The 18,067-nt window shown below is 54.2% G+C and carries 21 protein-coding genes and 3 pseudogenes; 16 read left to right on the top strand and 8 right to left on the bottom strand.

The features are described from left to right. The 4 genes and pseudogenes from AD948_RS10525 (at position 1) to AD948_RS10510 (ending at position 2,470) form a co-directional block, all read left to right on the top strand. A complete protein-coding gene (locus AD948_RS10525; protein WP_061471890.1) occupies positions 1 to 756 on the top strand; it encodes a class I SAM-dependent methyltransferase in 756 nt (251 codons plus the stop codon). An 85-nt stretch (positions 757 to 841) separates the two neighbouring features. Continuing rightward, a pseudogene (locus AD948_RS10520) lies at positions 842 to 1,302 on the top strand (YbaK/EbsC family protein). 269 nt (positions 1,303 to 1,571) lie between these two features. Further along, positions 1,572 to 2,054, top strand: coding sequence for an Hsp20 family protein (locus AD948_RS10515; RefSeq protein ID WP_061471985.1), 483 nt, complete (start codon positions 1,572 to 1,574; stop codon positions 2,052 to 2,054). Positions 2,055 to 2,119: 65 nt separating this feature from the next. Continuing rightward, complete coding sequence (locus AD948_RS10510; RefSeq protein ID WP_156479004.1) at positions 2,120 to 2,470, top strand: hypothetical protein; 351 nt, start codon at positions 2,120 to 2,122, stop codon at positions 2,468 to 2,470. A gap of 53 nt (positions 2,471 to 2,523) precedes the next feature. On the opposite strand, the gene AD948_RS10505 is transcribed toward AD948_RS10510, so the two are convergent. From AD948_RS10505 to AD948_RS18725, 3 genes are all read right to left on the bottom strand, one after another. Further along, positions 2,524 to 3,081, bottom strand: a complete 558-nt coding sequence (locus AD948_RS10505; protein ID WP_061471886.1) for a phosphate-starvation-inducible PsiE family protein — start codon at positions 3,079 to 3,081, stop codon at positions 2,524 to 2,526. A gap of 158 nt (positions 3,082 to 3,239) precedes the next feature. Then, entirely contained in the window at positions 3,240 to 3,815 is a 576-nt protein-coding gene (locus tag AD948_RS10500) for a hypothetical protein (protein WP_061471884.1), read from the bottom strand. A gap of 219 nt (positions 3,816 to 4,034) precedes the next feature. Next, positions 4,035 to 4,391 (bottom strand): helix-turn-helix transcriptional regulator, encoded by a 357-nt coding sequence (locus AD948_RS18725; protein ID WP_248845995.1) that lies wholly within the window; start codon positions 4,389 to 4,391, stop codon positions 4,035 to 4,037. A gap of 534 nt (positions 4,392 to 4,925) precedes the next feature. Here AD948_RS18725 and AD948_RS10490 point away from each other — a divergent pair. After that, positions 4,926 to 5,291: a class I SAM-dependent methyltransferase gene (locus AD948_RS10490; RefSeq protein ID WP_061471882.1), complete on the top strand. Its 366-nt coding sequence runs from the start codon at positions 4,926 to 4,928 to the stop codon at positions 5,289 to 5,291. Positions 5,292 to 5,406: 115 nt separating this feature from the next. Here the strand turns inward: AD948_RS10490 and AD948_RS10485 are convergent, their stop codons facing one another. After that, entirely contained in the window at positions 5,407 to 6,336 is a 930-nt protein-coding gene (locus AD948_RS10485) for a LysR family transcriptional regulator ArgP (protein ID WP_061471880.1), read from the bottom strand. After that, positions 6,323 to 6,619: a hypothetical protein gene (locus AD948_RS18720; protein ID WP_248846002.1), complete on the bottom strand. Its 297-nt coding sequence runs from the start codon at positions 6,617 to 6,619 to the stop codon at positions 6,323 to 6,325. The genes AD948_RS10485 and AD948_RS18720 overlap by 14 nt, the downstream gene beginning before the upstream one ends. Between AD948_RS18720 and AD948_RS10480 the strand changes: the two genes are divergently transcribed. Both AD948_RS10480 and AD948_RS10475 read left to right on the top strand, forming a co-directional pair. Further along, the gene (locus AD948_RS10480) at positions 6,509 to 7,027 is read left to right on the top strand and encodes a LysE/ArgO family amino acid transporter (protein ID WP_248845999.1); all 519 of its coding nucleotides are present in this window, start codon (positions 6,509 to 6,511) and stop codon (positions 7,025 to 7,027) included. The two genes, AD948_RS18720 and AD948_RS10480, sit on opposite strands and share 111 nt — an antisense overlap. 27 nt (positions 7,028 to 7,054) lie before the next feature. Then, positions 7,055 to 7,375 (top strand): DMT family transporter, encoded by a 321-nt coding sequence (locus AD948_RS10475; RefSeq protein WP_061471876.1) that lies wholly within the window; start codon positions 7,055 to 7,057, stop codon positions 7,373 to 7,375. An 80-nt stretch (positions 7,376 to 7,455) separates the two neighbouring features. Here AD948_RS10475 and AD948_RS17775 read toward each other — a convergent pair. Next, positions 7,456 to 8,210 (bottom strand): annotated as a pseudogene (locus AD948_RS17775) (IS5 family transposase). 402 nt (positions 8,211 to 8,612) lie between these two features. Between AD948_RS17775 and AD948_RS10460 the strand changes: the two are divergent. Both AD948_RS10460 and AD948_RS10455 read left to right on the top strand, forming a co-directional pair. Then, entirely contained in the window at positions 8,613 to 10,124 is a 1,512-nt protein-coding gene (locus tag AD948_RS10460) for an acetyl-CoA hydrolase/transferase family protein (protein ID WP_061471870.1), read from the top strand. Between the two features lie 18 nt (positions 10,125 to 10,142). Then, positions 10,143 to 11,108 (top strand): GlxA family transcriptional regulator, encoded by a 966-nt coding sequence (locus tag AD948_RS10455; RefSeq protein ID WP_061471869.1) that lies wholly within the window; start codon positions 10,143 to 10,145, stop codon positions 11,106 to 11,108. Positions 11,109 to 11,166: 58 nt separating this feature from the next. Here the strand turns inward: AD948_RS10455 and AD948_RS18910 are convergent. Further along, positions 11,167 to 11,446, bottom strand: a pseudogene (locus tag AD948_RS18910) (MFS transporter); the annotation flags it as partial. 338 nt (positions 11,447 to 11,784) lie between these two features. Here AD948_RS18910 and AD948_RS10445 point away from each other — a divergent pair. After that, a complete protein-coding gene (locus tag AD948_RS10445; RefSeq protein WP_061471865.1) occupies positions 11,785 to 12,216 on the top strand; it encodes a bleomycin resistance protein in 432 nt (143 codons plus the stop codon). Between the two features lie 410 nt (positions 12,217 to 12,626). Continuing rightward, positions 12,627 to 14,228 (top strand): B12-binding domain-containing radical SAM protein, encoded by a 1,602-nt coding sequence (locus tag AD948_RS10440; protein ID WP_061471864.1) that lies wholly within the window; start codon positions 12,627 to 12,629, stop codon positions 14,226 to 14,228. Between the two features lie 454 nt (positions 14,229 to 14,682). On the opposite strand, the gene AD948_RS18530 is transcribed toward AD948_RS10440, so the two are convergent. Next, a complete protein-coding gene (locus AD948_RS18530) occupies positions 14,683 to 15,099 on the bottom strand; it encodes a winged helix-turn-helix transcriptional regulator (RefSeq protein ID WP_248845993.1) in 417 nt (138 codons plus the stop codon). Positions 15,100 to 15,199: 100 nt separating this feature from the next. Between AD948_RS18530 and AD948_RS10430 the strand changes: the two genes are divergently transcribed. The 5 genes from AD948_RS10430 to AD948_RS10410 all read left to right on the top strand — a co-directional run. Then, entirely contained in the window at positions 15,200 to 16,219 is a 1,020-nt protein-coding gene (locus tag AD948_RS10430; protein WP_061471859.1) for a zinc-binding alcohol dehydrogenase family protein, read from the top strand. Positions 16,220 to 16,231: 12 nt separating this feature from the next. Further along, positions 16,232 to 16,618 carry a nuclear transport factor 2 family protein gene (locus AD948_RS10425; protein ID WP_061471857.1) on the top strand — a complete coding sequence of 129 codons (387 nt, stop codon included), beginning with the start codon at positions 16,232 to 16,234 and terminating at the stop codon, positions 16,616 to 16,618. Next, a complete protein-coding gene (locus tag AD948_RS10420) occupies positions 16,615 to 17,049 on the top strand; it encodes a cupin domain-containing protein (RefSeq protein WP_061471855.1) in 435 nt (144 codons plus the stop codon). Before AD948_RS10425 ends, AD948_RS10420 begins: the two co-directional genes overlap by 4 nt. An 88-nt stretch (positions 17,050 to 17,137) precedes the next feature. Continuing rightward, positions 17,138 to 17,812, top strand: a complete 675-nt coding sequence (locus AD948_RS10415) for a major royal jelly family protein (RefSeq protein WP_248845992.1) — start codon at positions 17,138 to 17,140, stop codon at positions 17,810 to 17,812. A 25-nt stretch (positions 17,813 to 17,837) separates the two neighbouring features. Further along, positions 17,838 to 18,067: IS5 family transposase (locus AD948_RS10410; RefSeq protein ID WP_061471853.1), on the top strand; the 230-nt coding region annotated here is incomplete at its 3' end.

Below are 18,067 nucleotides of genomic sequence, written 5' to 3'. Positions count from 1 at the left end.
ATGACGGATTCATACACAGCAAGGCATTATGGCGACCGGGCACAGGACTATGTTGCCAGCGCAGTGCACAGTCAGGGCAGCGATCTGGACAGGATCGAACGTCTTGTCGCGGGCGAAGGGCTGCGGCGCGTTCTGGACCTGGGCTGTGGAGGAGGGCACGTGACCTACCGTCTGGCGCCCCATGTCGAAGAGGTGGTTGCCTGCGATATCACCGCTTCGATGCTGCAGGTCGTGGCGCACGAGGCTGCCCGGCGGAATTTGAACAATGTTACGACGATACAGGCCCCTGCAGAAGAACTGCCATTTGACGCTGGAACTTTTGACGCCGTGTTCTGTCGCTTTACCACCCACCACTGGTCGGATGCTCTGGCAGGTCTGCGGGAGGCTCGACGTGTCCTGACTTCTGCAGGCATGGTTCTGTTCATTGATGTGACGGCTCCATCTTCTGCCCTGCTGGATAGCTGGCTGCAGTCGATGGAACTGCTGCGTGATGTCTCGCATGTGCGGGATTATTCATCTGCCGAATGGACGGCTTTTCTAGGACAGGCGGGGTTTGCTCTGGAGGCCTTTCAGACCCATCGCCTGCGTATGGATTTCACAAGCTGGGTGGCACGCACGAAAACCCCGAGTGAGCGGGTTGTGGCCATCCGTTCTCTGCAGCAGGCCGCACCGGAAGCGGTGAAGCGCTATTTCGGGATTGAGGCAGACGGAAGTTTCATGATTGATGTTGGCAGTTTTCGGGTGGCGCCGTTCTGAACTGATCTGTGATTGTGTCCGAGAAATGCAGGATGTGTAACCATCCGGACGACCAACAGTTTTCCAGCATTGTGGAGGGGAAGAGATGAGCCGGGAGTCCGTGCAGGCATTTTTCGAGGTAAATGCACCCGATATCGAACCGGTGGTGCTGACAGACAGTACGGTGACAGTGGCGGAAGCCGCTCAGGCGCTGGGTGTGGAGGAAGGGCAGATTGCCAAGACGCTCGCACTGAAAGTCGGGGATGAGCGGATCCTGGTTGTCATGCCGGGACGGGACGGCTGGATAACCGCAAGACGAAGGATACGTTCGGCAACCGGCCTCGCATGCTGCCTGCGGACGAGGTACTGGAACTGACAAGCCATCCCGTTGGTGGCGTGTGCCCCTTTGGGCTGCCGCAGCCGATCAGAGTGTTCTGCGACATCTCCTTGCGTGCGTTTGACGAAGTCTGGCCCGCAGCAGGTGATCGGAACAGTTCCGTATGTCTGACGCCGGAGCAACTGGTGGAACTTGTTGGCGCAGAATGGGTCGATGTCAGCCAGCACTAATGTCGGATTTCGCCTACTTTATCGACATTTTAAGGTCTGCATCAGTTTTCGGAGAACAGACGTCGTTTTCCCAACGATTCTTCTCTAAGCTCCAGTATTTCAGCTCCACGATATAGGGAGAGTCGGGGGTACAGTGTTATTTTCATTTTCGCCTCTTGAAGACTCTGAAGGGCAATCCAGATACAGATTGCTGGCTGCCGAAAGGGGGCGGCGTGCAGTCAGAAGCTGCATCAATCTTGTGTCCATGTTGCTCAAAGGAGAATATGGCTATGAGAGCCACTGTTGACTTTGCACCCCTGTTCCGTTCAAGCATCGGCTTTGACAGAATGCTGAACGCTCTTGATCTCGCCAACCGGATTCCGACGGTCGATAATTGGCCGCCTTACGACATCCTTAAGACCTGTGAGGATGATTACCGGATCGACATGGCGGTTGCCGGTCTTGCCGAGAATGACCTTACGATCACGCAGGAGCGTAATACTCTGGTCGTGACAGGGCGAAAGGCGCCCGAGCCGCAAGACGCGATCGAGTATCTCCATCGCGGCATTGCAGGCAGAGAGTTCGAATGTCGCTTCGCTCTGGCCGAGCATATGAAAGTCACCGACGCCCGCTTCGAGAACGGGCTCCTGTCCATCACCCTGAGGCGTGAGATACCGGAAGCGCTGAAACCGCGCCGTATCGCAATCACGTCGTCCACGACGCCTGCAGGGCAAGTTGTGCCTCAGATTGAGGCGCAGAAAGAGGCTGCCTGATGGCGTGACAAAAACTCTTCCCCGGTCGGCTGAACGACCAGGGGAAGTCTCGAAAGATCATGAGCATGAAAAGAATGAGAGGGGTTTTGTCGTGCCTGGCCCTGATTGCGCCTCTGCTGTGCCAATCGGGTGCATATGCTGATGGTGTTACCCGGAAGACCCAGACATCATTCGATGCAAGACCGGCACCGTCGACTTCTGCAACGCAAAAAAGCGAGCCGCGCACTCGTTATGTGGACGGCACAGGCGATATGCTGATTGACCGGCTGAATGAAAGCCAGTTGGATCAGAACTATAATGGGCCGGTTTATTATCCCGGACAGCCCATCCCGCCCTTCCGGGCGATCGACACAGATCATCTGAGCCGATCAGGCCAGGAGACAACAAAGAATACGCCTTCGTCGCACGTCATGTAATATGAACCTTAGGAGAAGGTGGCACTTTCTCGTGCCGCCTTCTCCTTGACAGTTCAGGCCAAGGGATATCTAGCCTTGCGGCAGGACGGGGCAGTGTCTTCGAGACGTGCCTGTTCCCGGGCATCTCGCGCGACGCGTGCATCCTGTTCGCGAACCAACCAGTAGACGATACCCAGAGCCAGAACAGCGGCTGAAAGAGCGAACAATTCTGCGGCGGTTACCTCATGCAGATCCAGCAGGATGAATTTGCGGGCAATCGCTAACAGGGCGATCAGAACTATGGTCCGCACCCGGATGACGTTCTCATGTTGGGCAAGAACGACCAACAAGGAATGCTTGAATTCAAGGGCGATGATGACAGTAAAGATCGCACCGAAAATCGTCTGAAAAACTGTCTGGTTGATAGGATCGACCCCGACGTCGACAACCAGATGCCAGACCGCCCCGATCAGATGCATCGTCGCAACGGCGCTGACCAGCATAATGAGCGCGATCAGGGTCAAGATGATCGCCTGTTCAAAGCGCTCGTAGAATGTCAGGCCGCTGAACAGTCTGATGAGGCGGGACCAGTCCCTGCTGTGCCAGGAACGTTTCATGGAAATATCATCCATAACCGTTTTCCCATCCAATAACTGAATTATACTGTTTCACGTCTTCTGTTGGGCTTTCCCACAACGGAGCGTATCGCCATGCAGGACACGACACAGATCAAAAGCGTTCACCGTCCGTTTGAACCGCATCGCTTCGTTCCTGCGGGAAGGGACTGCTTTTACAGGACACTCCCGGCATGCTCGTTCACGGAACCTGCCGTCCGCGTATCCACGGCGGGGGTCAAGGTCGTGGCCTCAGGCTTTTGACTCTCGGGCTTTCCAACGGTCAGTGATGATACAAGCGTCGAGCAGGCCTTGCCTCCGGTGCTCGACACATGAACGATCGGCGCCGACTGACCGTTCGAGGTCATCATAATTGTCTGCGTACAGGATGCGCTGGGCTCACCGATACTGACAGCTTCGACACGCTGCTCGGACATGACCTGCTTCGGCAGCCCGTGCTCAATAGCCGGAACGGCGCGTAACGTGCTGACCAGTCGTGCTGTCAGTTCCCGGTCGGCAGCCTCCATGACAGCGATATCGCGTGTCATCATGCGATCAAGGGCGTCAAACATCGCGATATCGGATATCGAGGGGGTGGCGGGAATATTCTGGACTGGCACCAGAATGCCAACCTGATGCCCCTGCGCATCAATGACGTGCAAATTACCCTGTGCTTGCGCTGGCATGGCAGCCACCCCGAAAGCCAATGTGGCGACAACAGCGCCAGCATGAATCATCCGCGAAAAATGCATTTTGGAATCCTCCGTATCTGATAAGCAGTGTCGGACGATGCAAGGAATATGGCGCGCAAAAAGCCCGTTAGCAAGACGGGAATGATGGTGAAAAACGCGCACATGAATGTCGACTGAGTCAGTATTTCACCTTACAGACGACGTTCCATTCAGCCCCACAACTACCTGTCGTCTTAATGGAAACATAGCGGACAGACTGCAGTCGCCCTCGTCTCAGCCTTACGTTTGTAAGTTTCGAAAGTGGACCGGCGACATACCCATCAGGTTCGTAAAAGCTTTTGCGAATGCGCTAAGCGACGCGTAACCGACACCAGCCGCTACATCCGTTACCCGTTGACCCTCGGCAAGCAGGTTTGCTGCGTGGAAGAGACGGGCCTGTGCGATCCAATTTTGCCATGTCATTCCGGTTTCTCCATGAAAATGGCGACGGAAACTACGTTCCGACATTCCGGCATGACGCAACATCAAATTTAGATTTGTCTGCCTGGGGCTGGTAAGGGCCGCTTCCATAACCCGCACGATAGACGGGTGGGTGGCACGCGGTAGCTTGAAAAGCCGGGCTGTTTTGGCTTGCATTTGCTCCGTGCAGAGCGGGCCAACGGTTTGAAAAAAACTCCGGGCAATGGGGTCGTGCTCTGCTGAACCGGGTTGCCAATGTACGGTGTGGAGCAACATCTCCTGCAACATTGTCGTTATGGGAAATGTCTGGATATGGTCCGTGGGGTCATGCGGAAAATATGCCGGATCAAAAATAGACGGAAACACCGTCCAGATCGCGGATCATGGTCCGATGAGGTGTTTCTGCCGGAATCTATATGGCATGAGCCGTGGGCAATAGATGATGGCCGTCCGGACCTTCGATCTGTGTCGTGCCGCGTCTTGCATATGTGATCTGGTGGCATGGATGGGCGTGCCAGTCATAAAAGATGACGGAAGACGGATTACAACGCCGGTTTTCCCCGGGCCATCCTGTCTGTTCTCGACAAGGACGCCTTGTGTCTCTCTGGAGGTCAGGTTTTTCATTGGCCGATATCCGCTCATTTATGGCCGGATAGCGTTAGACGGCCAACAGCCCTTTCCTTATCCTGAAATGCCAAGGAAAGGAATAAGATGTCTGCTTGTCGCAGACCTCATGACACCCGGATCGTTGACCAGTTTACACGCTCGGCAAAGCCATTTGCTGATTTGGCTATCCACGCAGAGGCGGAAAGCATGGTGCAGACGCTCGCTGCCTGCGCAGTGACCAGAGACATGAAAGTGCTTGATGTTGCATGCGGTCCAGGGATTATCGCGTGTGAACTGGCCCGCGTTGGCGCGAAGGTCACGGGCATCGCCCTGACATCCGCCATGATCGAACAGGCACGCCTGCGTGCAGACAGGAAGGGCGTGAAGGTGGAAGCCTGCGCGTGGCTTATGCGGCCATCAATCTTCTGGGACTCTCCAGCGCTCAGCCCCCACGACCTGTTTTGCCATTAACGCCCCACAACCAGCAACGCATTGGGATTGCCCTCAAAGCATGCAACGAGGTACATTACAAATAATGGGTTCTTTCAGCTTAGTTGTTACGCAAAAAATAGGAAATATATCGAAACTAAATGGATAATATATCATGATTGTTTGTATTTTCATCCAACCAAAAACATCGAGAACATTCATTTTTTAAGTGAAGGGTAAGGTCGTTCAATAATTTACTCTTCACTCTTGGTATGGTCCAGTAGAGATCGACAGTGAGGCGACGCCCTGGAACGATTTCGATCAGATTGCCCAGAGACAGATATCTGTCCACGAGGGCGAGCGGCTGTAATCCCCATCCAACACTGTTGAGTGTAAAATCAAGGAAGCCGTGCGTAGAGGGAATATAATGTATACGCCGTGGTAGATCTGTCTTGTGCAGAGCGTGCAACCATCGCGCCTCCAGGCCATCGTCTCTGTCAAAGCATATACAGGGTGCCTCCTTAAACTCGGCCGCAGTACCTCCAGCACTAAAGTATCTTGCCATAAAGCCGGGAGTAGCGCAGGCAACATACTGCATAGCCCCTAACAGGACGGACCTGCATCCCGGGACCGGCTCTGTCTGGGCCGTGATCGCGGCTGTGACCTCGCCTGATCGGAGACGATCGGCTGTACAAGTCTCGTCCTCGACAAGAAGGTCCAGACAAATGGCTGCGTCTGTAGCAAAGCGCGAGATCGCACCTGAAAACCATGTTGCAAGACTATCTGCGTTTACAGCAATTCTGAGAGTAACCTCAGGTTGGGACAAGAGGCCTGATGCATGGGAAAGATGAGGAATCTCTGCTTCGAGCAGATGAACCCTGTCCAGATGAGTTACCAGGGCCCGCCCCAGGTCTGTCGGCCTGCATGGTTGCCCTCGGATAATCAGTAGAGCGCCCAGTCTGTCTTCGTACCCTCTGACACGTTGAGAGACGGCGGAGGCCGTAATGTTCAATTTCCTGGCCGCGCCGTCAAAGGAGCCTTCCCGGATGACAGCACTGACGGCCGCAAGAGCATTATAATCCAACATCAATAAAGAATTGCTTCAGCAGGATAAGAAAATCAAGTTTTCCTTCATTAACTGTGTTGCGTAAGAAGGCTGAATGATACCTTTCATTATCAGCTTTTTTTCCGGATTTGCGCTTTCTGCCTCGCTGATTGTCGCGATCGGAGCTCAAAATCTGTTCGTTCTTCGCCAGGGTTTGAAGAAAGAGCATGTCGGTCCCATTGTCCTTTTCTGCAGCTTCTCTGACGCTGTCCTGATTATCGCGGGGGTGAGCGGCATGGGAGCTTTGTTGGGGGCGCTCCCACAAGTCACGAAAGGATTTACGCTCGCTGGCGCTGGATTTCTGTTCTGGTACGGCCTGAGAACTCTACGACAGACCACACAGTCAGAGAGCATGAAAGTTACTACAGGCGCTTCTGTCTCTTTGCCGAAAGCGTTGGCCTCCGTCGCAGCGTTCACCTGGCTGAACCCGCATGTTTATCTCGATACAGTTCTCTTGATGGGCACAGCGTCGACAGCGCAGCCACTCCACCTCAGATCCTTTTTTGCAGCCGGGGAGGCATCTGCCAGTTTTCTGTGGTTTGGAGCATTAGGCTATGGCGCACGCTTTTTGCAGCCGCTGTTTGCCACGCCAAAATCATGGCAGATTCTGGATCTTATTATCGGGTGTGTGATGCTTTTCCTCGCAATTCTTTTGCTGCGACAAGGACTCTAAAATTTCTCAAAATATAGGAAGATTTCAGTGCACTGGATTGCTCTTATTGTTGCTGGCGTCTTCGAGGTAATCTGGGCCTCTGCCATGAAGCAGTCAGAAGGATTTTCGAAGTTCTGGCCTTCTATAATCACGCTTGTAGGGATGCTGATTAGCTTCGGCCTTCTTTCCCTGGCTATGAAGTCGTTGCCTCTGGGAACGACTTACACTGTTTGGACGGGAATAGGCGCAGTTGGGGCATTTCTGGTTGGGATAGTCATCTTGGGGGAAGGGCTCACGCTGGTCAGAGCTTTAGCTGCAATTTTCATAGTTTGTGGCCTCATCTTAATGAAAATATCCAACAACGAATAATGTGCTTTATCATCAAGACGCTGCAATTGGTGATTGAAAGTTTTCTTTAAATACTGTGTCCGCTTTGTTAGGGCGTGTCGTCAGTTAATTCCAATGATGGCGGAGACGAATTGCACGGCTGCGAGGAAAGTTGACTTCAGCTTGTCATATCGTGTTGCAATACCTCTGAACTGTTTAAGTCTGGCGAAGGAGCGTTCGATGATGTTTCGTTTTTTATAAAGCGAGAAGAGGATTTTCCGTGGATTGCGTCGGTTTTTCTTTGACGGAATAACCGGTGTGATCTTCCGCTCTTCAAGCTTTTCGATGAGGGGATCGGCATCATAAGCCTTGTCGGCGGTGAAGACCTCGGGATCGACTTCATCGAGCAATGGCTCTGCTTCTGTGATGTCGGCCCTTTGTCCGGGCGTCAGGGAAAGAGCCGCAGCCTTTCCCGCGGCATCGACAATGGCATGGATTTTCGTGGTCAGTCCGCCACGGGACCGCCCGGTGGCCTGATCCGCCCCCCTTTTTTACGGGCACCCGCGCTATGCTGGTGAGCACGGACAATGGTGCTGTCGATCATCATGTATTCGTTGTCATGGTCAGCAGCCAGATGCCGGAAAATCCGCTCGATCAAGCCGCCTTCGCACCAGCGACGCAGCCGCCGGTGCACGTTCTTTCAGTCCCCGAACCGGGCAGGCAGATCACGCTAGGGAATGCCTGCACGGTAACGATACAGCACGGCTTCGATAAACAGACGGTTATCCGCAGCCGTCCCACCGACATGACCTTCGCGACCCGGGAGAAGATCTTTTATCCGCTCCCACTGACCATCGCTCAAACCATACCGTCGCATTCACACTCTCCCCGTTCCAGAAACAGGAAGAAAACATCACAGATCAAACGGGAGTACAAGCTTCATAATCCCCCCGTTTAACTGACGACACGCCCTAGCCATATCTTCTAACAGACGATCTTCTACTTTGCCCCTAAACTGCCTGTTTGCTCAAAGAATTAAGCTGACGGTCAGCAGTCGCCTCATGTGGGTCAAACGTTTACCGATCTCTCCTGATGTATCCATAGCAGTAACGATAGCTGGCAGTTTTAAAGTCGATATTGTGAAGATCACAGGCATGTGGAGAGAGATGTCCCAATCTGGCCCATGATACGTCTTTGCTGGACCATCATTCCCGTTGCTGTCTTCGCTGTCTGGTTCTCATCATGAGTGACTTGACAAACACTCCAATGAAAGCAGTCCATGAAAGACCGTATCCATAACAAGGCATTTCTTGATCGCATCATGACGGCTGAAGAGGCCGCAGCATTGATCTGGAATGGAGATGTCATCGCCACAAGTGGCTTTACTGGCGCAGGATATCCCAAGGCGGTGCCGGAAGCCCTTGCTCAACACATTGAAACGGCACACGCCTCTGGCGAACCTTTCACGGTGCGGCTCCTGACCGGAGCCTCGACGGGGCCGCAACTCGATGGCGCTCTCGCCAGAGTCAATGGTGTGGCGTTTCGCTGTCCCTACAACGGAGACACCGCGATGCGGACGCGGATCAATGAGGGCAGCACGCTCTATCTCGACATGCATCTCGGGCAGGTGGCGCAAAAGGCGCGGCAGGGGCAGTTTGGCAGGCCTGATGTTGCGATTGTCGAAGCGGTCTCCGTCACACCGGATGGACAGCTTATTCTCAGTTCTTCCGTCGGCAACAGCCCTGCATGGGTGCAGATCGCGGACAAGATCATCATCGAGATCAATACGTGGCAGAACCCGGAGCTTGCAGGGATCCACGACATATGGGGAGGCGTGCGGATGCCACCAGACGGGCAGGTCATTCCCCTGATGCGTCCGGGTGACCGCATCGGAAGCGGCACACTTCCGATCGACTTCGACCGCCTGGCCGCTGTCGTGATCACGGACGAGCCGGACCGTAACGCGCCCTTTGCGGAGCCGGACACGACCGCTCGGGAGATTGCCGGGCATGTCATGGAGTTTTTCGAACATGAGGTGAGGCAGGGGCGGCTTCCACCATCGCTGCTGCCGCTCCAGAGTGGTGTTGGAAATATTGCCAATGCCGTGCTGGAAGGTCTGAATACGAGCCGATTTGAGAATCTGACCGGATTCAGCGAGGTTATCCAAGACGGCATGCTGTCCATGCTGGAAAGCGGGCGCATGACGGTCGCCTCAGCTTCTTCCTTTTCCCTGAGTCCGGAAGCGGCGCAACGCATCAATGACAATGCCGCGTTCTTCCGACAGAAGATCGTGTTGCGGCAGCAGGAAGTTAGCAACAGTCCTGAACTGATCAGGCGCCTTGGGATCATCGCCATGAATGGCATGATTGAGGCGGATATCTATGGCAACGTCAATTCTACCTGCGTCATGGGATCACGGATCCAGAATGGCATTGGTGGCTCGGGTGATTTCGCGCGCAATGCGTTCCTGTCTCTCTTTGTCTCTCCATCGACCGCCAAGGGCGGCAAAATATCCGCTTTTGTGCCGATGGTGCCCCATACCGACCATATCCTGCAGGACGTGCAGATCATTGTCTCCGAACAGGGGCTGGCGGACCTACGCGGGCTTGCTCCGGTTGAACGGGCGCGGGAGGTTATCAACAAATGTGCGCATCCGGATTTCCGGCCTGCTCTACAGGACTATTTCGAGCAGGCCCGTCAGCACAGCTTCGGCCAGCATATTCCTCATCATCTGCCGGCAGCCCTTGCCTGGCATCAGCGTTATATGGAAACCGGAAGCATGGCGGGCTGAACAAGTGCCGGAAACAGGATGACTGAACTTCTGATTGTCTTTGTGGTAAGCGATGGCGTCCAGTTGATGGATATAGCCGGACCAGCCGATGTTTTCGCAGAAGCCAATACTCTTCATGGCAGGCTGCTTTATCGATCTGTCATTGTGGCACGAGAGAAGGATATCCGGAGTTCCAGCGGTTTCAGCCTGAGGGCTGACCTGCTGCTGAGTGATGTCAGCAGCAGATGCGTTGATACGCTGCTTGTAGCGGGCGCACCTGACGCCGCCACAAGACCCTGTGATCCGGTTTTGACCGGCTGGCTGCGCCAGGAAGCCCCCCGTGCCCGTCGTTTTGGCTCAATCTGTGGAGGCGTCTTTCCACTGGCGGAATCCGGCCTGTTGGATGGACAGACCATCGCCGCGCACTGGGCTGATGTGGACTGCGTCTGCCAGCGGTTTCCCGCCGTCACTGTGGATGCGGATGCGATCGTGCGGGAGGAAGGCGCTCTGCGGACTGCGGCCGGTGTGTCATCCGGTCTCGATCTGGCGCTTTCGCTGGTGCGGGAGGATCTGGGCGAGCGGATTGCCCGTGATGTCGCACGGCAACTCGTGCTGTTCTACAAACGGCCCGGCGGTCAGTTACAATATAGTCGGCAGAGAGAATTGTCTCCGGCCGGGCGGTCGGCATTGCAGTCCCTGCAGCGCCGGATCATGCAGCAGCCGGATGCTGAATACAGTGTAAAAGCGATGGCAGAAATGGTGGCGCTGGAACGCCGGCAACTGACGCGGCTTTTTGCTCAGGAAACGGGGCTGTCACCCGCCCGATGGGTCGAGCAGACACGTCTCGCCGTCGCGCGTGGGCAGCTTGAAGAAGGACGGAAACCGCCAAAAGTTGTGGCGGCGGAAGCAGGTTTTGGGTCTGTCAGGGTTCTGCGAAGGCTGTTCCAGCATCATCTGGGCGTGACTCCCGCCGAATATAGGAAGCGTTTTGGGCAACTGCGCTGATCCCGTCTGTGCCTCAGATCAGCTTTTTCTTCTTTTATGCGTCAACGACTGCTTCTCTTCATGCCACGCGTGCGAGAGCTGTGCTGGCCAAGGCCACCAGACCGATCAGGACAGCACAGCCGAGTCATCCATGATGCGTGTAGAGAGGGGCGGGAGCAACAGCGCCGATGCTTCTGCCCAGATAATAGCAGGTGAGATAGAGACCGGTTGCCGCAGACCGTCCTTCCCTGGCATGCCGTGCGGTATAGCCGGTGGCGCAGGATTGTCCGGCGAAGACGGCCATGCAGGACAGAGCCAGTCCAATTACGAATAGGAGGAAGATGGACGGAAAGGGTTAGGACGTTGCGAGGCGATTTCATGTGTTATCGACGTTTCCCAACGCAACCTTCCGCGCACCATGGTTCTCTCGTGGAGCGAGACCATACAACAGAATCTTGATGGGACTGCATGTGTCAAAAAATACGGATCATACGCAGTTGCATGAGCAGCAGGAAGCATCGTCTGGCCGTTGCAAAGCGAGCCGGATCGTTCTCCCCGCGAAACTGCCTGTTGCTTCAACGGAAACAGAGTAGATAGGCGGCAGTCGCCCTCTTCGGAGACGTCGTGAGCACTAGCGCCATGACCCGACACCGGACATCATTGACTTCGCTCTTATACACAAGGCAACGAAACTGCTATGACCAACACCATATGGGCTAGGCTTGTCCCAGAGCTAACCTGCGCGAGCGTTACCGACAGCATGCGCTTCTATTGCGACCTCCTAGGCTTTCAAGTGCGCTACGAGAGGCCCGAGAACGGCTTTGTTTACCTATGCCTCGCCACTGCGCAGATCATGCTGGAAGAGGAGCATTCCGACGCATGGACTGTAGGGTCGCTGGATCGTCCGCTCGGGCGTGGGATTAACTTCCAGATCGAGGTAGACGCTATCCAGCCGATCCATGATCGGCTTCGCTTGGCCTCGGTCGCCTTGTTCCGCGAACAGAACGAGGTATGGTATCGTCAGGACGAGATTGAGCATGGGCAAATCGAGATGCTGGTTCAGGATCCTGATGGCTACCTTTTGCGCTTGACCGAACTTTTGGGAACGCGCCCTGTGTCGAGCGTATGACGCAACTGCGAATGTCCGACAATGCGGGTTCGATCCCATAAGTGGACTGGCAGCTTAATAGAGAGGAAGAACGAACCCGATAGCGGACAAGGAAATTTGTTCTCTCTATCGTGAGGTTCGGAACCCACTTCAGAAATTCAGCATCATGATGCTAATAGACGCCGTGCTATCGCTATCCTTGGGCATTAAGGATATAAAGATATTCCCTTTTACCAAGGGTATGTGACAACCTTCGCCGGGATATTGCCATTTAGAGCCTCCTTGCCCGACGCCAGCAAGAGTAAGGTATCTCTTGCGTAAAGCTCCCCTAAAACTGAATTAGGCCAATATGTGGTCCGGCGCGCTTTCGATAAAGCAGGCTTTCTTGCTTTGATCGTAATCAGCTGTTTTATCTGAGGACTCCATCCTTGATGACTGACAGCTGCAAGATCCTTATGATCTTTCCGCTTTTTAACTCTGGTTCGTTCTGGAACTACAAGGAAGCTTGTGAGCTGACTGGTGCACGCTACCCAGCGGCACCTCTTGGCCTGATCACCGTGGCAGCCATGCTTCCAGAGAACTGGGACGTCAGGCTGATCAATCGCAACACGGAACTTCTGACGGAAGAAGATTTCGCGTGGGCCGATATGGTGATGACCGGGGGAATGCTTCCACAGAGAAATGATGCCCTACATATCATCGACATATGCCGGGCCAAGGATAAGCCTGTGGTGGTGGGAGGGCCGGATGTCACATCCAGCCCACCTGTCTATAAGGCCGCAAATTTTCAGGTTCTCGGGGAAGCTGAAGAGATCATGGTCAACTTCATCTCGGCGTGGCGAAACGGTGCCAGGGAGGGTGTGTTTGAAGCACCTATGGGCAAGACAGACGTCACAAAAAGCCCTCTGCCGCGTTTCGATCTGCTGAAGCTGGACCAGTATCTGCATGTCGGGATTCAGTTCTCACGCGGATGTCCGTTCAGTTGCGAATTCTGTGACATCATTGAACTGTATGGCCGTGTGCCGCGTACCAAGACGACCGGACAGGTCATGGCAGAACTGGATGCGCTCTATACCCTCGGTTATCGCGGACATGTCGATTTTGTTGACGACAACCTGATCGGCAACAAAAAGGCGCTTAGGAAGTTTTTGCCTGATCTCAAGCAATGGCAGGACGAGAAGCGCTTCCCGTTCGAGTTTTCGACCGAAGCGTCGATCAACCTTGCCGATGATGCCGAGTTGCTGAAGGATCTTGCCGATAGCAATTTCTTCGCCGTGTTCGTGGGGATTGAAAGCCCGGATACCGACACACTGGTCATGACGCAGAAAAAGCAGAACACCCGCCGGAGTCTGCAACAAAGCATCGAGACCATCCATGCCGCGGGAATTTTCGTGAATGCCGGCTTCATTGTGGGCTTCGACAGCGAGAAAGGGAGCGTCGCTTTGGGCATGATCGAGTGTATCGAAGACACGTCGATCCCTGTCTGCATGGTGGGGCTGCTTTATGCTCTGCCGACGACGCAGCTTACACGCCGACTGCTGGGGGAAGGGCGTCTCTTTGTGGATGACGGCCAAACGCAGTCGGGTGATCAGTGTACAGCCGGCCTGAATTTCGAGACCAGTCGTCCACGTCGGGATGTGCTGGACGATTACCGGACGGTGCTCAGAACAATCTATGAACCGACCGCCTATTTCGGTCGTGTACGCAGATTGGGACGTATGCTCAAACGCAAGCATGCCCATCGGATGATCAAGGGAGATCTTCGCAGTTTCTTCCGGCTGCTCTTCCGCATCCATCGGGCCGGTCCGGGCTCGGCGACACAGTTCTGGCGGATGCTGGCAGACTGTGCCCTACACAATCCAAAAGCGCTGCCATATGTGGTTATGACCAGCGCGCTATATTTGCACCTCGGCCCCTTTGCGCGGCAGGTTGTGGCAGAGATTGATCAGGAAATCATCAAGCTCGATCAGGGGCGCTGGCAAAGGCCGCTTCTGCAGCAGAAGCTTGCCGAGGAATTACTTCAGCCTGCCTGAGCTCGTGACGATTTTTTGTCCATCAAGTCGGTATCTAAACGCAGATGCTGGTTCTGAGGCGACATTAGAAAGATTTTTCCGATGGGAGATCAGAAGAGCGTCAAGATTTTGCCTTTACGACCCGTAAAGCCGAGTCTGCTTCCCCCTTAGTCGCCTGTCTGTTCAGTGAACATTGAGCAGACAGGCGGTAACCGCCTAATGTCGGACATAACATCTTTTTATGCGTCTTCCACATAACGGACATTGTTACGTCATTTTGGTAGGGTGGACCTTTCTCTCAAGATGCTTTCCTCTCTGAAAAGATATCTGTTGTGAGCTGGTGGATAGATTAGTGACATAATCGTTTGTTTCAATGGTAATTCAATATTCCTGATATCAAGCAAAAGCTTTTGATAACCGGTTCGAGAACAGATTTTAAACGTGCCGGGAAAAGAAATTCCGATATCGGCAGCAATCATTCAGTAGTTGATTTAATCGCAGGAGATTGGGCAGCTGGGCAAACCTCATCCTGATCTATACGGATGTCACGGTCATGTCGGAACTCTGTGTTCTCATCGCCCCATTTCTTGAGAGCCATGATGATTGGCTCTAGGCTACGCCCTCGCACTGTGAGGCTGTACTCCACCTTTGGCGGAACCTCAGGATAGACCGTCCGCAGCACGAACCCGTCATGCTCCAGTTCGCGGAGCTGGGCCGTCAGCATGCGCTGAGTGATATTGGGCAGACGTTTACGAATTGCATTAAAGCGCAGGGTGCCCTCAAACAGATGATAGAGGATCACCCCTTTCCATTTTCCGTCAATGAGCTGAAGCGTCGCCTCAACGGCACAGCCGGGACTGCAATTGAGTGATTTATGGCGAATACGGGCCATGATGGTATCATTTCCGATACTATGGGCGTTAAAAGTGCGTTTTTGTCGGAAGAGAGTATAACGCTCAAGCTTCTCCTTACTCAACAGAGGAGCAGAAACCATGCGCGCTGTCGGCTATCAGAAGCCTCTTCCCATCGAAAATCCGGCTTCACTCCAAGACATTGATCTGCCGAAACCAGTTCCGTCAGGACGGGATCTTCTGGTGGAAATCAAAGCTGTGTCGGTCAATCCTGTCGATACGAAAGTGCGTCGCAGCGCCTCGCCAGAGGCAGGGCAATGGCGGGTTCCGGGTTGGGACGCAGCCGGAATTGTTGTCGGAGTTGGACCTGACGTTACGGATTTCTCCATCGGAGATCAGGTTTTCTACGCGGGAACGCTCGATCGTCCGGGAACCGATGCCGAGTTCCATCTGGTCGATGAGCGAATTGTCGGCCGTAAACCCCACTCCCTGAACTGGGCTGAGGCTGCGGCTCTGCCGCTGACAGCAATCACGGCCTGCGAGATGCTTTTCGATCGTCTTGATATCCGTCGGTTAGTGCTGGGAATGAAGCCATCCGTTCTGATCATCGGGGGCGCAGGTGGCGTCAGCTCCATGGCTATCCAACTGGTCCGGGCTCTGACTGACGTTACGGTCATTGCCACAGCTTCCCGCCCCGCAACGCATGACTGGGTGAAGTCCCTCGGGGCACATTATGTGGTCGATCATAGTAAGCCGCTGGCTCCGCAGGTCGTGGCACTTCCGACCGGCGCTCCCGGCTTCGTCTTTTCCACAACGCAGACAGATCAGCATCTGGCGGACATTATCAAACTGATTGCTCCTCAGGGGCATTTCGGCCTGATTGACGATCCGACTGAACTCGACGTTTTACCCCTCAAGAAGAAAAGTCTGTCCCTCCACTGGGAGCTGATGTTCACACGTCCGCTGTTCGAAACGGCAGATATCAGCGCACAGGGGAAACTGTTGAATGAAGTGTCCCGCCTTGTGGATGAAGGTCGTATTCGCACTACGCTCGGCAAAAATCTCGGGCCCATCACGGCTGCCAATTTGCGAGAGGCGCACATGATGATTGAAAGCGGTCAGACAAAAGGAAAAATCGTGCTCGAAGGTTTCCCCGCCTGAAAGAAAAAGATCATGACTGGAACAGCAAAAAAACGCGTCAAGACATGGTACGAAACTGGCGACACAGCATTGCTTGCGGAAAATATTGTCTGGAATGTTCTCGCCACTTTTCCTGAAGGTGGACAGTATGTCGGTCGAAAAGCCGTAGAAGAGCAGTTTTTCACCCGGATAAAGAGTCACTTTTCGGATTACGTGAGGCATCCGCACAGTTTTATCGCCGAAGAAAACAGTGTGGCGACAACAGGGGTTTATCGCGTGCGGACCAGACAGGGTCAGTCGGGCGATATTGCATTTGCACATTTCTGGACAGTGAGAGACGGCCAGATCTCGGCGCTGCATCAGGTCGCAGATACAATCACAATACAGAAACTGCTCATGACCGGAGAATATAAATCATGATTGAAGAAGAGCACCTGATGACCCAGAACCGTACGGGTGGGCGGTTCGACCTCAATAAGATTGCCACGGCGTTCCCGGAAACGGCGGACACGATGCTTCTGGATACCTATCTGACAGACAAATCGGAAGCCAGTATCAGGGTCTTTCGGATTTATCGGGATGTGCCGCCGCATTATCACACCCAGTGCGATGAAGTTCTTCATGTTCTTTCCGGAGAAGGAACATTCTGGATTGATGACCCGGCCACTGAAGCCCCGTTTGCACCGGGCCACCTGCTGGTTTTCCCGCGACGGGCCGTACATGCACTTCCTTGTATTTTAAGCAGTCCTGTCGTTTTTCTTGCCATCGACACGCCACGACGGGCACCGGACGACGTGGTGTTTATCAATCCTGCCGAAGGTACGCCTTCCGGTTTTATTGCAAATATCTGAAGTTATGTCGCTCAGCGGAAATGAACAAAGGCAGCCTCCTTCGAGAGGATATCTGCAAAAAATCGCCATAGCGGCAGTCATGAGTTTCATGTCTGCATGCGCACAACCTGATCCATCCCATGCCCAGACCATCAGGGTCGAAGCGACGACCACCTCAATGGACTGGAACGCAGTAGCCCTCGGCAGCGGTCATGTGTTCGTAGCAGGCCCTCGCTGGACCGGGTTTCCCGGGCCAGCCGTGGGCGTTCTGACGAAGAGAAAAGGCATAAAGCCGTTTCCGAATGCCGACTGGAACGACTGGAAGCCCGGAATAGACCCGACACATCGTTTTGTCAGCGTGAATGCGCTCCACATGGCCCCTGACGGAACACTGTGGGTAGTTGATACCGGAACTCCGTCTTTTGGAGGTGCACCCATATCGGGAGGAGCCAAGCTTGTCCGGATTGATCCGGCAACCGGCCACATCCTGCGTATTTATCCTTTGGGATCGGAGATTGCACAGGCGGGGAGCTACATCGACGATATTCGCTTTAACGACAGACATGCCTATCTGACCGATGCTGGGAAGGGGGCACTCATCGTATTGGATGTTGAAACAGGCAGTGCCCGACGAGTAATGGTCGACGATGCCTCTACGGTCGCATGGGCAGAACGGCCTATTGTCATGGACGGTCATAATGTGGAGAACCGCCCACATGAGCCCCTGCTGGTGAATGTCGATCCATTAGGCTCAGGACCCATTGATTTGTGTAGGGAATTTTGATTCAGGCTCTGCAAGGAGACTGAAGATGAGCGACCTGTTTTGGCTGACGGATGAACAGATGGAGCGTCTGCGGCCGTTCTTTCCCAAGAGCCATGGTAAACCTCGCGTTGATGACCGCCGCGTGCTGAGCGGCATCATTTTTGTGAACCGCAATGGTATGCGCTGGCGTGATGCGCCCCGGGAATACGGTCCGCACAAGACGCTCTACAACCGTTGGAAGCGGTGGGGTGACAAGGGCGTCTTCTTAAGTCTGGC

It is taken from the genome of Acetobacter senegalensis, from assembly GCF_001580995.1.
Lineage (GTDB): Bacteria > Pseudomonadota > Alphaproteobacteria > Acetobacterales > Acetobacteraceae > Acetobacter > Acetobacter senegalensis.
Note: the sequence above shows the minus strand (reverse complement) of the source record. Positions and strands in the feature narration are given on the sequence as shown.

Coding starts and splice junctions, on each gene's coding strand:
- AD948_RS18530 (WP_248845993.1), bottom strand. CDS start 15,099: ATGGCCCGTATTCGCCATAAATCACTCAATTGCAGTCCCGGCTGTGCC.
- AD948_RS10430 (WP_061471859.1), top strand. CDS start 15,200: ATGCGCGCTGTCGGCTATCAGAAGCCTCTTCCCATCGAAAATCCGGCT.
- AD948_RS10515 (WP_061471985.1), top strand. CDS start 1,572: ATGAGAGCCACTGTTGACTTTGCACCCCTGTTCCGTTCAAGCATCGGC.
- AD948_RS10485 (WP_061471880.1), bottom strand. CDS start 6,336: ATGTTGGATTATAATGCTCTTGCGGCCGTCAGTGCTGTCATCCGGGAA.
- AD948_RS18725 (WP_248845995.1), bottom strand. CDS start 4,391: ATGCAAGCCAAAACAGCCCGGCTTTTCAAGCTACCGCGTGCCACCCAC.
- AD948_RS10420 (WP_061471855.1), top strand. CDS start 16,615: ATGATTGAAGAAGAGCACCTGATGACCCAGAACCGTACGGGTGGGCGG.
- AD948_RS10440 (WP_061471864.1), top strand. CDS start 12,627: ATGACTGACAGCTGCAAGATCCTTATGATCTTTCCGCTTTTTAACTCT.
- AD948_RS10445 (WP_061471865.1), top strand. CDS start 11,785: ATGACCAACACCATATGGGCTAGGCTTGTCCCAGAGCTAACCTGCGCG.
- AD948_RS10525 (WP_061471890.1), top strand. CDS start 1: ATGACGGATTCATACACAGCAAGGCATTATGGCGACCGGGCACAGGAC.
- AD948_RS10510 (WP_156479004.1), top strand. CDS start 2,120: ATGAAAAGAATGAGAGGGGTTTTGTCGTGCCTGGCCCTGATTGCGCCT.
- AD948_RS10500 (WP_061471884.1), bottom strand. CDS start 3,815: ATGCATTTTTCGCGGATGATTCATGCTGGCGCTGTTGTCGCCACATTG.
- AD948_RS10505 (WP_061471886.1), bottom strand. CDS start 3,081: ATGGATGATATTTCCATGAAACGTTCCTGGCACAGCAGGGACTGGTCC.
- AD948_RS10425 (WP_061471857.1), top strand. CDS start 16,232: ATGACTGGAACAGCAAAAAAACGCGTCAAGACATGGTACGAAACTGGC.
- AD948_RS10490 (WP_061471882.1), top strand. CDS start 4,926: ATGTCTGCTTGTCGCAGACCTCATGACACCCGGATCGTTGACCAGTTT.
- AD948_RS10415 (WP_248845992.1), top strand. CDS start 17,138: ATGTCTGCATGCGCACAACCTGATCCATCCCATGCCCAGACCATCAGG.
- AD948_RS10455 (WP_061471869.1), top strand. CDS start 10,143: ATGACTGAACTTCTGATTGTCTTTGTGGTAAGCGATGGCGTCCAGTTG.
- AD948_RS10460 (WP_061471870.1), top strand. CDS start 8,613: ATGAAAGACCGTATCCATAACAAGGCATTTCTTGATCGCATCATGACG.